This window comes from Streptomyces sp. ISL-94 (assembly GCF_018614075.1).
Classification (GTDB): Bacteria; Actinomycetota; Actinomycetes; order Streptomycetales; family Streptomycetaceae; genus Streptomyces.
The window spans coordinates 100,690-113,353 of sequence record NZ_JAGGOZ010000117.1 but is presented as its reverse complement, the minus strand read 5'-3'; the positions used below and the strand labels follow the sequence as shown (position 1 = coordinate 113,353).

Genomic DNA, 12,664 nt, shown 5'->3' with positions numbered 1-12,664 from the left:
ACTCAAGAAACTGACTAATCATGTTGTTGAGTACGAGTATCAGGAGGGGTCATGGAGACTGCCGAACGCTTCCGCGCCGCCGTGGAGAAGCGCGATCTCACCGCACTGGACGACCTGTTCACGGAGGACATCCGCCTCTACAGCCCGGTGAAGTTCACCCCCTTCGAGGGCAAGGCGGCGGTGCTGGGACTCTTCGGCGTGCTGGTGCGCACCCTCGAGGACCTCCGCTACCTCGGCCATCTCGAAGGCGCCGTCGAGACCACCGCCGACGGCACGGAGGCACCGACGGTGATCCTGCCCTTCCGGGCCACCGTGAACGGCAAGGAGATCCACGGCATCGACCAGCTCCAGTTCGACGGGAACGGCCGCGTCAAGGAGTTCACCGTGATGGTCCGACCCCAGTCCGCGGTGCACGCCCTGGGGGAGGCGGTGCTCGCCGGCCTGATCGCCGACGGCCTCGCCGGGTAGGGCTGCCGTGCCGCAGCGGTCAGCCGGGCCCCGGCCTGCCCTCACGCACGGGGACGGACCTCGACGTCCTCCAAGAGGCCGATGGCGTCCGGGACGAGGACGGCGGCCGAGCAGTAGGCGGTGACGAGGCAGGAGACGACGTTCGCATGGGACCGAAGGCGCTCCTGTGTATTGGCCCGAATGGCCCAGTCCCCCCTCTCGGGCCGGCGTCTCGGCCCGCGGGCGCGGGGCTATGCACCGATGCGCACCAAGGCGAGCGTGATGTTGTCGGGGCCTCCGGCCGCGATGGCGGCCTTCCACAGCTCGAAGGCGGCCCTGCCGTCGTCGTGTACGCGCAGCAGGTCGTCGATCACGTCGTCGGGCAGCGTGTCGGTCAGGCCGTCGCTGCACACCAGGTAGCGGTCGCCCACGGCCAGCGGGAAGGTCGCCAGATGGGGGTGGACGGCGCTCAACCCGCGGGTGCCGCCGAGCGTCTGCGTGACGAGTGAGGTGGTGCGCCGGGGCGGCACCGGTAGCGGGCTGTCGTCCACGCTCACCTGGTGCAGCCCGTCCCGGCCCGCGTCGAACACCTTGCTGTCGCCGACGTTGAAGGTCATCAGGGACTCCGCCAGGAGGACGGCGCCCGCGACCGTGGTCCCCATCCCGGCCAGCTCCGGACGGCCGTCGGCCGCCGCAAGCACCACCCGGTTGCACAGGTCCAAGGCGTCGCCGAGGGCTTCCGGGTTCTCCAGCGCAGGACCGGACGCGGCGAGCTGGCGGACGACCAGCGCACTGGCCACCTCGCCGGCCGGCTGCCCGCCCAGCCCGTCGGCCACCGCCACGACCAGCGGTTTGCCGAGCCGGAACACCAGGGTCTGGGGGTTCTCGGTCACGGTCCCGCACAAGGTCCACGGTCCCACGACGAGGCTGTCCTCGTTGTGGCCGCGGACCAGCCCGGCGTGGCTCAAGGCAGTCACGGCTATGTACGCCACCCCACCATTGTCGCGCCGCGGGCTCGGCATGCGACCCGCCGCCCGCCGGAGCACGCTGGGTGGGAGCCGCCCCTTCAGAAGAGGGCGGCCAGACCGGTAGCCCGGCAGGAAGGGATGGGCAGCGATGTTCGCGAGGCTGAGCACCTACCAGGGGTCACCCGTTCCGTCAGGGGGAGACCTGAGCCGGAATTCGGCGGCGGTCGTCAAGGAGATCCAGGGGGTTCCCGGGTTCCGCGGCGTCTACTACCTCGTCGACCGCGCCTCCGGGAGGGCCAGGTCGCTGACTTTGTGGGAGGACGAGCAGGCCATGCTGGCCAGCGAGGAGCAGGGCGCCAAGATCCGCGAGGAAGTCGCGCAGCGGGAGGGACAGCGCATCATCTCGGTCGAACGCTTCGAGGTGGGATTCAGCCACCTGGAGTCCTGACCCGGCGCCTGCGCGCAGGCCGCCGACCCTGCACGCGGAACACGGATCTGGTCCGCGGGCTCGGCGCAGACCGGGGTCATCGACCACACCGGCGCGCCCCGAAAAGGGTCGCGCACGGGGAATGGCCCATCAGACAGCGGGTAGGCGCAGGGCCCGGAGGCGGTTTCACCATGAAGGCATCCACACCATTGCTCTCTGCTGCGGGGGGCACGCTGCTCGCCCCGTCCGACCAGGTCACGGGCCTGCAGCGGCGCCTCGGGGCGGAGTGGCTGCGCTCCACCGACGAGACGGACCTCGATCCGGAGACCGTCCTCGCCCTGGCCGGCATGATCAACGTGCTGGCCGACCAGTTCGACGTCGACTGCGTCGCGTTCCCGCCCCAGAACGAGGAGATCTGACCCGGCCGGGGCGCCGGCCGGGCGGCAGGTAATGCACTCGGCGACGGTGTCGCCATGGCGGTGGGCCACCCTCCACTTGCCGTCCTCGCGGTGGGAGACCTGGGTGGCCCGCGACGCACAGCTGCGCGGCTTTCCGTCGACGGAGGCGGAGGTGTGCCGAATCCGGCCGTTGGTCGGTCGTTTTCAGCTTGTCAAGCCCCGTTTTCCCGGGTCGTGACCCGGGCACCTGCTCAGGGCGCAATGGAGTCGTGCATGACGGCACGGAGCGGGTGCAGCCCGCTCGCCGCATCCGACGTCCGATCCCCTGTTCGACGCAAGGACCCCTCTCATGGCCATCCCAAGGACCCGACGCCTCTTCCTCCTCATGATCTCGACCGCGTTCGCCGCCATAGGCGGCTCCCTCTCTTCGCCTGCCCCCGCCGCCCCTGATCGCGTCCGGGGGTGGGACATGCCGCTTTCGGGGTATGGCGGCGTTGGGCCGCCCGGCCCCTGCACGCTGTGGCCGCCGGACAACGGCGTGCGCTCGCGCGGATCCGGGAGCGCCCGACGCGCGAGCACGGGCGCCTGACCGGGCCCTGGGCGTGGTGGCGGGCGTGCTGATCGGTATCGCCGTCCCGCACCTCACCGGCGACGCGGGCCGTGGAACGGGATCTCCTTCCGGAGGACCTCGGCGAGGTACCTGCTCGTGTCCCGCAGGCCACGAGGCACACCACGGCCGCGTCCGATGATGCGCGTGGCCCCCACGAGCGAGTTCAGGGCACGCGCCGACCCCATGCCCGGCGCGGACTCGACGAGGGTCGACAGCCACGCGTCCGCCTCCCGCCAAGCACCGGCCCGGCTAAGGGCGGACGCCAACTCGGCGGAGAAAAGGGCGCGGTAGGCGGGCGCATCACCCGCTCCCGCCGCCTCGTGCAGGCAGGACGCCGCCGCCTCCAGATCCCCCAAGTCGGCCAGCGCCAGCCCCTCGTGGCCGACCAGCTCCGACCGGTCGAACCACCAGGTCCAGGAGGGATCGCGAGCGGTGGAGGGCCCGTCCCCGAGCAGCTCCCGGGCGGCGCTCATCGACCGCACCGCCTCCCTCCTCCGCTGGAGCAGGGCATGGGCCCGCGCTTCACGTACGTGGAAGATCGCGGCCACCCGCTCCGGGAGTTCCCTCCCGGCGAGGACGGACGACGAGATGCGCAGCGCATCGCCGGGCCGCCCGAGGTGCGCCTGCTGCATGCACAGCACGGAGAGGACGAGCCACTCGATGGACCGCCGCTCCGGGGGAAGCCCGCGCGCCAAGGCCAACGCCTGACGGTTGAGCGCGTACGACGGACCGTGCCGCTCGGCGTCGAAGAGGATCCAGCCGGCCACCTCGAAGAGCTCCGCGAGCGACTCCCGGTCGGCCGCGCCCGCCGGCGTCCGCAGCAGCCGCCGGGCGGCGCGCACCGCCCGCAGCGCCTCGGGTGCCGCATGGCGCGCGCCGGCCGCGCCGTCCAGCCGAAGGAGCTCCGCCGTCGTCGCGGCGACATCCAGTTCCCGCGCATGCTCCGCCACGGATCTCAGCCCAGGTCCCGGGGTCCGCAGCAGGCGGTACCAGCCCCCGTGGCCAAGGCCCAGTAGCGGTCCCCGAACGACCGGCGCCACCATTTCGCGGGGTAGTTCAGCAGACCTGCGGCCGTCGGGGCGGCTCCCAGTAAGACGATGTCACTCATGAGGGGATCTTCTCGCGGGGTGCGCCGCCGTCCAAGTCCCCCTGACGCTCCGCCGGCCGAGGTCGTGGCCGCGCGTGTCCGGCGCGCCGTGCCGGGTTTCCGGCGGCCGGTGGTTCTAACCTCGGCGCATGGCTGAGATGTTCGATCACGCACCGCAGGTATGGACCGTGGCGCGCCTGCGCGAAGCCCTCGCAGACGTTCCCGACGAGACCCCGATCCACATCGGAGTCGCGGACGGGCCCGGGGACTTCGAGGGATACGGCGAGTACGTCCTCGTGGACGCGGAGCCGGTGGAGATGGAGGGCCACGGCGACCCGGGCACGCCCGAGGTGCGGTTCACGCTCTTCGCCGACGCGCTGGCCGGCGCCTACCACCTCGACGTCGACTGACGAGCCGCCCCCCGGAGCTAGCGCTCGGGCTGGGACACATGGGCCTTGGCGTCCTCGTAGGTGCCGCGGCCCGGCGACGCGGCGGGGGCGTACACGAGGTTCAGTACACCGGTCCGGAACGTCTCGGAGGAGACCAGTTCGAGCGGGATCGAGGGCTCACCCTCGTCGAACAGCCGCATGCCCGTGCGGACGGCGATCGGGTGGACCATCAGGTGCAGACGGTCCAGCAGCCCCGCGCCCAGCAGCTGACGCACGACCGAGACCGAGCCGCTCATCGCGATGTCGGTGTCGCCCGGCCCGTTCTTCAGGGTGGTGACCGCCTCGACGAGATCGCCCCGGAGCCGCTCGGAGTTCCGCCAGGTGAGCTCGAGCTGCTGGTTCCGCGTTACGACGATCTTCCGTGCGTCGCCGAGGAACTTGGCGAACGGCGCGTCCTCCCCGCCGGCCGCCTCCCGCTCGGGCCAGGCACCGGCGAAGCTGTCATAGGTCTTGCGGCCGAGCAGCAGCGTGTCGACGGTGCCCAGACTGGCATCGACGGCCGCCCCCATCTCGTGGTTGAAATACGGGAAGTGCCACTGGTCGGGGGCCTCCACGACGCCGTCGAGCGAGATGAACAGCTCCGCGGTGATCTTCCTCATGCCGGTCTCCAGAGAAATCGCCGTTGATTTCCTACCGGCCCAGTAGACGACGCCAGCGGCGGAACCCATCGGCGGCGCGCCCCTGCGCGCCCCGCACCGGCCGGGTGACGTGGCACTCTGGCCGTATGTGCGGTCGTTACGCATCCACCCGCAGCCCGGAGGATCTTTCCGGCCTGTTCCAGGCAGCGCCCCCGGAGCCGGCCGACGCGCTGCCCCCGAGCTGGAACGTTGCCCCGACCGACGCGGTGTGGGCGGTCCTGGAGCGCGCGGACCGTGAGAGCGGGCTGCTGGAGCGGCGGCTGAGGCCCCTGCGCTGGGGGCTGGTGCCGTCCTGGTCGAAGAGCCCCTCCGGCGGCGCGAAGATGATCAACGCCCGGGTGGAGACGGTGCACGAGAAGCCCGCCTTCCGGCGTGCGTTCGCCCAACGCCGGTGCCTGCTCCCCGCCGACGGCTTCTACGAATGGCAGTCCGTCCCCGCCACCGGCACCGCGAAGGCGTACAAGCAGCCCTACTTCATCCGCCCCGAGGACGGCTCGGTCATGGCGATGGCCGGACTGTACGAGTTCTGGCGCGACCCCGCGGTCGCCGCGGACGGCGATCCGGCGGCGTGGTGGGCGACCTGCACGGTCATCACCACCGAGGCCACCGACAGCGCCGGCCGCATCCACCCCCGCATGCCCCTGGCCCTCGCCCCCGCCGACTACGAGGCCTGGCTCGACCCCGCACACCAGGACCCGCAGGAACTGCGCGCCCTCCTTGCGGCCCCCGCCGGAGGCCGCCTGGACGTCCGCGCCGTGTCCACCGCGGTCAACAGCGTCCGCAACAACGGACCCGAGCTCCTGGCCGACGCACAGCGGTAGCCGCGGTACGCAACGATGCGTAGCGCCAGGTGACAGCACGTACGCCGGCGCCTCCATGACCCGTCCACCTCGTGTACGCCTCGGCGTACTGCCCGGCCAAGCGGTCCACCGTGCTGGAACTCATGTCGACCCCCGAGGCGGCCGCCAGCGCCATCCTCCGCATCCCTTCCGTCCGTACGCCCCCCGAGCTGGGCGTCAGCCGCGTCAACTGGCGCTCCGGCGACCCCGCCCTCTTCCAGGCCGCGAAGGAAGCGCTGGCCGCCGACCTGCCGGACGCCGAGATCCGGGCGCTGCTCAACCTCCTGGAGCCGGACGAGTCGGCGGCGATCTCCGTCAGCGACGCCCGCGGACTGCCGCGGTCATGGGGCCGGGTGCCGCGGACGTACCTGCGGTTCACCGCCGACCGCTCGATCCCGCCCGCGTTGCAGGACCTGATGATCAGGGAGGCCGACGAGCTGACCCCCGACAACCGCTTCCGCGTACGGTCGATCGCCGCACCCCACATCGGCCCCCGCGACCCGGCGGTCCTCGCCGACGAGCTCGAGCGCGTGGCTCGGCTCCAGGGCTGAGTACCGGCAGGCGGCGGCGTGCGGCATGATCGGAGGATGTCTGATCGCATCATTGCCGCCTGTGACGGAGCGGCCAAGGGGAATCCGGGGCCGGCCGCGTGGGCCTGGGTCATCGCCGACGGCGAGGGGCGCCCCGAGCGCTGGGAGGCCGGCCCGCTGGGGCGGGCCACGAACAACGTCGGGGAGCTGACCGCCCTCCAGCGGCTTCTGGAGGCGGTCGCCCCGGGTACCTCGGTCGAGGTGCGGATGGACTCCCAGTACGCGATGAAGGCCGTGACCCAGTGGCTCCCGGGCTGGAAGCGCAACGGGTGGAAGACGGCCTCGGGCCAGCCCGTCGCCAACCGCCAGCTCGTCGAGCGGATCGACCTGCTGCTGTCCGAGCGCGATGTGACGTTTCAGTACGTTCCTGCACACCGCGAGGACGGCGACCACCTGAACGCGATCGCCGACCAGGCCGCCAGCGACGCCGCCCTCACCCAGCAGGCCGCCGGCACCGCGCTCGGCGACGAGGAGATGCCGCGTCCGGCTCCCGCCCGCAGCACGCCCTCGCGGCAGAAGGCCGGCGCCGGCGCCACACGCCGCAAGACGTCCGAGGGGGCGCCGGCCGGCGGGGCCGCCAGGCCCATCAAGGCGAAGTTCCCCGGAACCTGCCCGTGCGGGAAGACGTACGCGGCCGGTGACCTGATCACCAAGAACGGCACCCGCTGGGGTCATCCGGAGTGCGGCACCGCCGTGCCCGTCGGCCCGACGGCGTAGGCGGCGGCACCGCACGAGGCCCCGCGGGCGTCAGAGGCGGTGCACGGTGTGCAGCTTCCTCGCGTAGGTTCCGGTGCCGGCGAGCAGCGAGGCACCTCCGAGGTCGGACATGGTGGGGCCGTTGCCGGTCTTGAGGCGGGAGAGGGAACGCCGCTTGCCGGCCGCGTCCAGGCCGAGGTAGATGCCCACGTGGTCGACGGTGACCGTCTCCGTGGCGTCGCCCGAATCGGCGTTGAACAGGAGCAGGTCGCCGGGCTGGAGCTGCTGCGCGGCCGGCGGGCTGGTCCCGTCCGTCCGGTCGATCCGCGTGCCGGGGGCGTAGTCCGCCATGTGGCGGGACTTGCGCGGCAGCCGGGTCTTCGAGGTGTCCTCGCCGGCGGCCATGGGCACCCCGGCGTGGTAGCCGTAGACCATGCGCGTGCAGCCGGAGCAGTCGAGGTTGCCGACCTGCTGCGAGGAGGGGCCGGTGTAGGTGCCGTCGGGGAAGGTCCAGCCGAGGTTCATGTACTCGTGGAAGTCCGCGCCCTCGTAGCGGAAGCCCTGCGGGTCGAGGCAGCCGTATCCCGCCTCGCCCAGCACCTGCCTGCCCGCCGCCGGGCCGGCTCCGGCCGCCACCGCCGGCGCCCCGGCGAGGAACATGGCCGCGTACGCCAGGACGTTCGGCGCGGCGGAGGCGGCCCCGATCTCCATGTTCGACGAAGCGGGCAGAAATGGTGTGCGCAAGCAGTTCCGCCGGCTGGGCTGGATCATGCGCCTTCTGGCCTTCTTCGGCCGCTCGGCCAGGATGTCCCCCGAGGAGAGCGCGGAGGTCGTCATCGAGCTGGACGCCCTCAGCGGCGAGCTCGGGCAGGACTTCGCGGCCCTGCGATGCCCGGTGGTGTTCGTCGTCGGCAGCGGCGGCCACCCCGGCGCCTCGGAACAGGAGACCGGCACGATGCGTGCCGCCGTCGCCGAGGCCACGGCAGGCAACGACCGAGTGACGGTGTTCGGCACCAGTCGCAGCAACCACATGCAGATCCTTGCCAAGGACCCCGACATCGTGGCCGCGGCGATCGCGGACGTCATCGGGCTGTCGGCGAGATCCACCCGCCGGTGACACCGGCCGCCGCCCGTACGCTGATCGCCGCCCGTACGCCGATCAGATGATCCGCGGCAAACGCCCTAGCCGCCACCGGCTTCGGATGGCAGTCTGTGTCCTCGTTTACGGCATCCTGTGGGGGGAAACGTGATGGAGCCGGGTACGGGCATGGGCCTGCGCGGACGTAGCGGCATCCTGTCCCTGGTCGACGCGTCCCTGAAGGAATCCCCCGCGGCCGAACGGCCGCTCACCATGCTGCTCGGCCCGCCCGGCAGCGGCGCCAGCGAGGCGCACAGCGCGCTCATGGAGCACTTCGGGCCCGACTACCCCTTCGCCTTCGTCAACTTCGCCGGAGCGCAGTCACTCCTGCCCCGCTACGCCCTCGGCCTCCTCGCGCGCCAGCTCGAACGCAAACTGCCCCGCTACGGCCGCTCCCACTTCCCGCTCCTCAGCCTCGGCCTCCTCGCTTCCGACCAGGAACTCAGAATGCGCAGCCTCGCCGAAGGCCGGCGCGCAGTGCAGCGGCAGCTCGACCGGTTCCAGGAGGAGAACGAGGCCCGGCACGGCGACTACCTGGCCGCCTTCTTCGAAGTCGGCATGGGCGCGGTGGGCATGCCCGAAGGCGCCTCCACCGCCGCCCTCGCCCTCTTCCAGGACGCGCTGCGCCGCAGCCGCCGCACCATGCCGAACCTGTTCGGGGGCAGGTTCGGCAGCCGGCTCACCGCCGGGGCCCAGTGGTACGGACGCCATCCCATGATCCGCAGCGGCGATCCCATGGAAGCCCTCGTCGAGCTCAACCTGTGGCGCCACGAGGGCGACGAGAACGAGCAGGAGCGGCTCGACCTCGTCCTCTTCTCGGCCTTCCTGGAAGACCTCAGACGCAACACCGCCCGCAACTTCATGCCCCGCTCCTACCTCCTGCTCCTCGACAACTCCCACACCGATTACGGCCGCCGCTTCCTGGACCTGCTCGTGCGCGCCCGGCACGACAACACGGTCGTGGCCGGCCTCGACAGCGACCCGCTCACCATCGTCGCCAGCTCGAACCGCTGGCTGCCCCGCTGGGGCCCCGCCACCGGGGACTCCTGGCCCTGGCAGCTGCGCGGCCCCGACCGGGCCTCCCTCGCCGACTGGAACACCCACCGGCCGACCCGCGACAGCGAGGACACCTGGTGGTACCCGTTACGTCTGCGCGACCTCAACCTGGACGAGGTGCGCATCCGCATAGAGCTCCAGCTCGGCGGCCACAGCGACCTGGCCCCGCTGACCCGCCTCACCCCCTTCGTGCACCGGCTGACCGGCGGACTGCCGCGCGCCGTCCACCAAGTGCTCGACGTACTGCGCCAGTCCGGACCGCCCCCGGACTCGGGCCCGCAGCAGGACCGCTGGCTGCGCACCCTGCCCGACCGGCCCCTGCGCAGCGGCGAGAGCACCGCCACACTCGCCGACACCGCCCTGCGCCGGCTCCTGCGCGACTTCGACGAGACCGAGCGCACCGCCCTCGCCGAATGCGCCGCCGCCCGGGACTTCTCCGTCGGCACCCGCCTCCTCAGCCCCGGCGACGCGCTGTTCGGCGAGATCCGCTCCCGCTGGCTGCTGTCCGGACCGCTCACCGTGGTCCCCGTACTCCACCCGTGGCTGCGCCGGTTGCTGCTGTGGCGGCTGGGCCGGCGCCCCGACGCGTGGGACGCCGCGCACGAACTCCTCGCCGAGTACTACCGGGGTGAGGGGAAACAGGTGCAGGAGATGTACCACCTGCTCGCCCTCGGACGGACCGACGAGGTCACCGCCCATCTGACTCGGCGCTTCAGCGCCGTCCCGGCCATGCAGTGGATCGCCGAGTTCGACGCGATCACCGCCGCCCCCAACCGCCTCCCGACGGACCGCGGCCCGCTGGAACTCCTCGCCGGGCTCGGCCCGCGCAGACCCGACGGCGTGATGGACGTCGAGTCGGTGATCCACACGCTGGTGACCACCCGCTGGGTGTGGAGCGATCCGCTCGCCGACCCCGCCATGCGACTCAACGACATGATCGCCGACGGCTTCACCCAGCTGTCACAACTGCGGAGGAACGACATCGTGGCTCTGTTCAACGAGGCGGAACGGCACCGCCACTGGCGCGATCCCCAGACCGTCGGAGGGGAGGGCTGAGCCCGTGGTCAGAGTCGAATGGCCGCTGCACGTCGTGCGCCGCGTCGCCCTCGCGACCGCTGCAGCCGTCGTGCTGGCGGCGGCCGTCTGGCTGGGAGTCGGCTGGATCCAGGACCGCCAGTCCAGATGCGCCGACGGAGTGGTCGAACAGGGACCCCACGACGAGTGCGTCGGGGTCACCGACGGCGCCTATTCCTTCGCCCCGCACCTCGACGCGGTCGCGAAGAAGATCCACGAGGAGAACGAACGCGTCCTCGCCGACGCGGACAAAGAGCCCTACGTCAGCGTCGCGTACCTGACCTCCTTCACCTTGACCGCCGAGGACAGCAACTCGGCCGAAGGCATCCGGCACGAGCTCCAGGGCGCGTACCTCGCCCAGTACCGGCACAATCGCGGCGACCTGGCCGCCACGCCCAAGATCCGGCTGCTGATCGCCAACGCGGGCAGCCAATCGGCGTACTGGCAGCACACCGTCGACGAGCTGATCGCCCGCAAGGACTCCCCGGACCGGCTGGTCGCGGTCGCCGGCCTCGGACCCAGCACGGACGAGAACCTCGCGGCCATACGGCGCCTCTCCGAGAACGGCATCGCCATGGTCGGCGCCACCATGACCGCCACGAACATCCAGGGCATCAACGGCTTCGTACGGGTCGCGCCCACCAACATCGACGAGGCGTACGCCGCCGCCGGCTACCTCAAACGGCGGGGCGTCGGCACCGCCGTCGTCATCCAGGACGTGGCCCAGGGCAATCTGTACGCCTCCACCCTCGGCACGGCCTTCACCGAGGCCTTCCAGGAGGGCGAGAAGCACAAGCTGGTCGCGGAACGCATGACCTACGACTCCTCCGTCAGCAGTGCATGGCAGAACGAACTGCGCTACATGCCCGGTCAGTTGTGTCTGCAGCGCCCTCAGCTCGTCTACTTCGCGGGCCGCGGCCGGCACCTCACCCACTTTCTCGACGCCCTGTCCAACCGCAGCTGTACGGAGCAGAAGTTCACCGTCTTCGCCGGGGACGACACGACCAACCTGACCGCCGAACAGCTCGCCCACGCCGCCGAATCGGGCGTCGAGGTCCTCTACACCGGCCTCTCGCACCCGGACATGTACCGCACTTCGCCGCAGGCGGTGTCCGCTCCGTCGGCGCGGAACTTCCAGCAGGGCGGGCTGCTCGACCAGTGGTTCCCGCACGACCCGCGCGACGACGGCGGGGCCCTGATGGGCCACGACGCCGTCCTCACCGCGGCTCACGGCATCCAGATGGCCGCCCGCTGGCAGGGCCAGGTCGTGGGCGACGCCGTGGCCCGGATGTTCCACCAGATGGACGGCAGTCAGCAGGTCGCCGGGGCCAGCGGCTTCATCTCCTTCCAGAACAACGGCAATCCCCGCAACAAGGCGGTTCCGATCCTCCGGCTCAACGTCAAGGGCATGGCCGAGTTCGTCGAAGTGTCCGCGGCGGAGGGCAAGCCGCCGGAAGCGCAGTGACGGAGCCGCGCCCGGCGGCCGCCGCCGGTCGGAGGGCCGCAGTGAGCGGTCGCCGGCGCCGTCAGGCGGCCGGCGGCTGCTGCGCGGCGCCGAGCAGGACGGAGACCAGCCGTTCGGTGGTCCCCTTCGCGTCCTCGCTCCCGCCGGGAAGGCGCGTCATCAGCAGGTGGTGGACGGTGCCGACGAGCGCGAGCGCGATCGTCGCCGTGTCCGCCCCCGGCGCGATCCGGCCGCTGTGCTGCTCGGCCTGGAGGTACGCGGTGAACGAGCCCTGGATCGCGTCGAAGGCCGGCGCACCCGACTGAAGACCCTCCCGGGCGTGGAGCGCGGCCGCGGGGCGGGTCATCGCCAGGCCCACCACCGCCGGGGGCAGGGAGTCCAGCAGTGTGAGAGCGACCTCTTGGAGGTTGCCCGCGACGGTGCCCTGCCCCACCCGCGCGCCCAACCCCTCGGCCTGGCGGGCGCTGCGCGCGAACCGGTCCAGGACCAGCTCGGCGACGAACTCGTCCAGCCCCGCGAAATGCGTGTGCAGGACCCCCTTGCCGCAGTCCGCTTCCGCGGTGACGGCGCGGCTGGTCAAAGCCGCCGCTCCGTCGCGGGCCACCACTCGCTCCGCCGCGGCGAACAGCCGCTCCCGCAGGTCTGGAATCGCCACTCCACGAGGTGACACAACCGCCCCTTCCGCCAAGCCCATTGCAAGTATGGGCGTTCGCCCATACTGTTTGGGCACTTGCCCATTCTAGGGCCGGGGACGTTCGACGCCCCCGGCGGGGACGGAAGTG

General features: G+C 71.8%; 15 protein-coding genes and 2 pseudogenes. 10 read left to right on the top strand and 7 right to left on the bottom strand.

Features of this window, described 5'->3' with window-relative positions; all coding sequences use genetic code 11:
* Positions 1-51: 51 nt before the first annotated feature.
* Entirely contained in the window at positions 52-468 is a 417-nt protein-coding gene (locus J7E94_RS30555; RefSeq protein WP_215020049.1) for a nuclear transport factor 2 family protein, read from the top strand.
* Between the two features lie 41 nt (positions 469-509).
* Here the strand turns inward: J7E94_RS30555 and J7E94_RS35115 are convergent.
* Positions 510-608, bottom strand: a pseudogene (locus J7E94_RS35115) (hypothetical protein); the annotation flags it as partial.
* A gap of 90 nt (positions 609-698) precedes the next feature.
* Positions 699-1,439 carry a PP2C family serine/threonine-protein phosphatase gene (locus J7E94_RS30550; protein WP_215020048.1) on the bottom strand — a complete coding sequence of 247 codons (741 nt, stop codon included), beginning with the start codon at positions 1,437-1,439 and terminating at the stop codon, positions 699-701.
* Positions 1,440-1,563: 124 nt separating this feature from the next.
* On the opposite strand from J7E94_RS30550, the gene J7E94_RS30545 reads away from it, so the two are divergent.
* Together J7E94_RS30545 and J7E94_RS30540 are read left to right on the top strand one after the other, a co-directional pair.
* Positions 1,564-1,863 carry a hypothetical protein gene (locus tag J7E94_RS30545; RefSeq protein WP_215020047.1) on the top strand — a complete coding sequence of 100 codons (300 nt, stop codon included), beginning with the start codon at positions 1,564-1,566 and terminating at the stop codon, positions 1,861-1,863.
* Positions 1,864-2,033: 170 nt separating this feature from the next.
* A complete protein-coding gene (locus tag J7E94_RS30540; RefSeq protein WP_215020046.1) occupies positions 2,034-2,261 on the top strand; it encodes a DUF6213 family protein in 228 nt (75 codons plus the stop codon).
* A 621-nt stretch (positions 2,262-2,882) separates the two neighbouring features.
* Here J7E94_RS30540 and J7E94_RS30535 read toward each other — a convergent pair.
* Both J7E94_RS30535 and J7E94_RS35110 read right to left on the bottom strand, forming a co-directional pair.
* On the bottom strand, positions 2,883-3,800 hold the full coding sequence (locus J7E94_RS30535) for a DNA-binding protein (RefSeq protein WP_215020045.1): 918 nt from the start codon (positions 3,798-3,800) through the stop codon (positions 2,883-2,885).
* Between the two features lie 5 nt (positions 3,801-3,805).
* Positions 3,806-3,943, bottom strand: a pseudogene (locus tag J7E94_RS35110) (dipeptidase); the annotation flags it as partial.
* A 143-nt stretch (positions 3,944-4,086) separates the two neighbouring features.
* Between J7E94_RS35110 and J7E94_RS30530 the strand changes: the two are divergent.
* Positions 4,087-4,347: a DUF6225 family protein gene (locus J7E94_RS30530; protein WP_215020044.1), complete on the top strand. Its 261-nt coding sequence runs from the start codon at positions 4,087-4,089 to the stop codon at positions 4,345-4,347.
* Positions 4,348-4,364: 17 nt separating this feature from the next.
* Here the strand turns inward: J7E94_RS30530 and J7E94_RS30525 are convergent, their stop codons facing one another.
* Positions 4,365-4,985 carry a dihydrofolate reductase family protein gene (locus tag J7E94_RS30525; protein ID WP_215020043.1) on the bottom strand — a complete coding sequence of 207 codons (621 nt, stop codon included), beginning with the start codon at positions 4,983-4,985 and terminating at the stop codon, positions 4,365-4,367.
* A gap of 125 nt (positions 4,986-5,110) precedes the next feature.
* Here J7E94_RS30525 and J7E94_RS30520 point away from each other — a divergent pair, with 125 nt between their 5' ends.
* From J7E94_RS30520 to J7E94_RS30510, 3 genes are all read left to right on the top strand, one after another.
* Entirely contained in the window at positions 5,111-5,845 is a 735-nt protein-coding gene (locus J7E94_RS30520; RefSeq protein ID WP_215020042.1) for an SOS response-associated peptidase, read from the top strand.
* A gap of 71 nt (positions 5,846-5,916) precedes the next feature.
* Complete coding sequence (locus J7E94_RS30515) at positions 5,917-6,414, top strand: hypothetical protein (RefSeq protein ID WP_251057453.1); 498 nt, start codon at positions 5,917-5,919, stop codon at positions 6,412-6,414.
* A 36-nt stretch (positions 6,415-6,450) separates the two neighbouring features.
* Entirely contained in the window at positions 6,451-7,170 is a 720-nt protein-coding gene (locus J7E94_RS30510; RefSeq protein ID WP_215020041.1) for a ribonuclease H, read from the top strand.
* 30 nt (positions 7,171-7,200) lie between these two features.
* On the opposite strand, the gene J7E94_RS35105 is transcribed toward J7E94_RS30510, so the two are convergent.
* Positions 7,201-7,860 carry an NlpC/P60 family protein gene (locus J7E94_RS35105; RefSeq protein ID WP_251057452.1) on the bottom strand — a complete coding sequence of 220 codons (660 nt, stop codon included), beginning with the start codon at positions 7,858-7,860 and terminating at the stop codon, positions 7,201-7,203.
* Between J7E94_RS35105 and J7E94_RS35100 the strand changes: the two genes are divergently transcribed.
* From J7E94_RS35100 to J7E94_RS30495, 3 genes are all read left to right on the top strand, one after another.
* A complete protein-coding gene (locus tag J7E94_RS35100) occupies positions 7,859-8,266 on the top strand; it encodes a hypothetical protein (RefSeq protein WP_251057451.1) in 408 nt (135 codons plus the stop codon). The two genes, J7E94_RS35105 and J7E94_RS35100, sit on opposite strands and share 2 nt — an antisense overlap.
* Before the next feature lie 132 nt (positions 8,267-8,398).
* Positions 8,399-10,399, top strand: a complete 2,001-nt coding sequence (locus J7E94_RS30500; RefSeq protein ID WP_215020040.1) for a hypothetical protein — start codon at positions 8,399-8,401, stop codon at positions 10,397-10,399.
* 4 nt (positions 10,400-10,403) lie between these two features.
* Complete coding sequence (locus J7E94_RS30495) at positions 10,404-11,882, top strand: branched-chain amino acid ABC transporter substrate-binding protein (protein WP_215020039.1); 1,479 nt, start codon at positions 10,404-10,406, stop codon at positions 11,880-11,882.
* Positions 11,883-11,943: 61 nt separating this feature from the next.
* On the opposite strand, the gene J7E94_RS30490 is transcribed toward J7E94_RS30495, so the two are convergent.
* Positions 11,944-12,552, bottom strand: coding sequence for a TetR family transcriptional regulator (locus J7E94_RS30490; RefSeq protein ID WP_215020038.1), 609 nt, complete (start codon positions 12,550-12,552; stop codon positions 11,944-11,946).
* Positions 12,553-12,664: the final 112 nt, after the last annotated feature.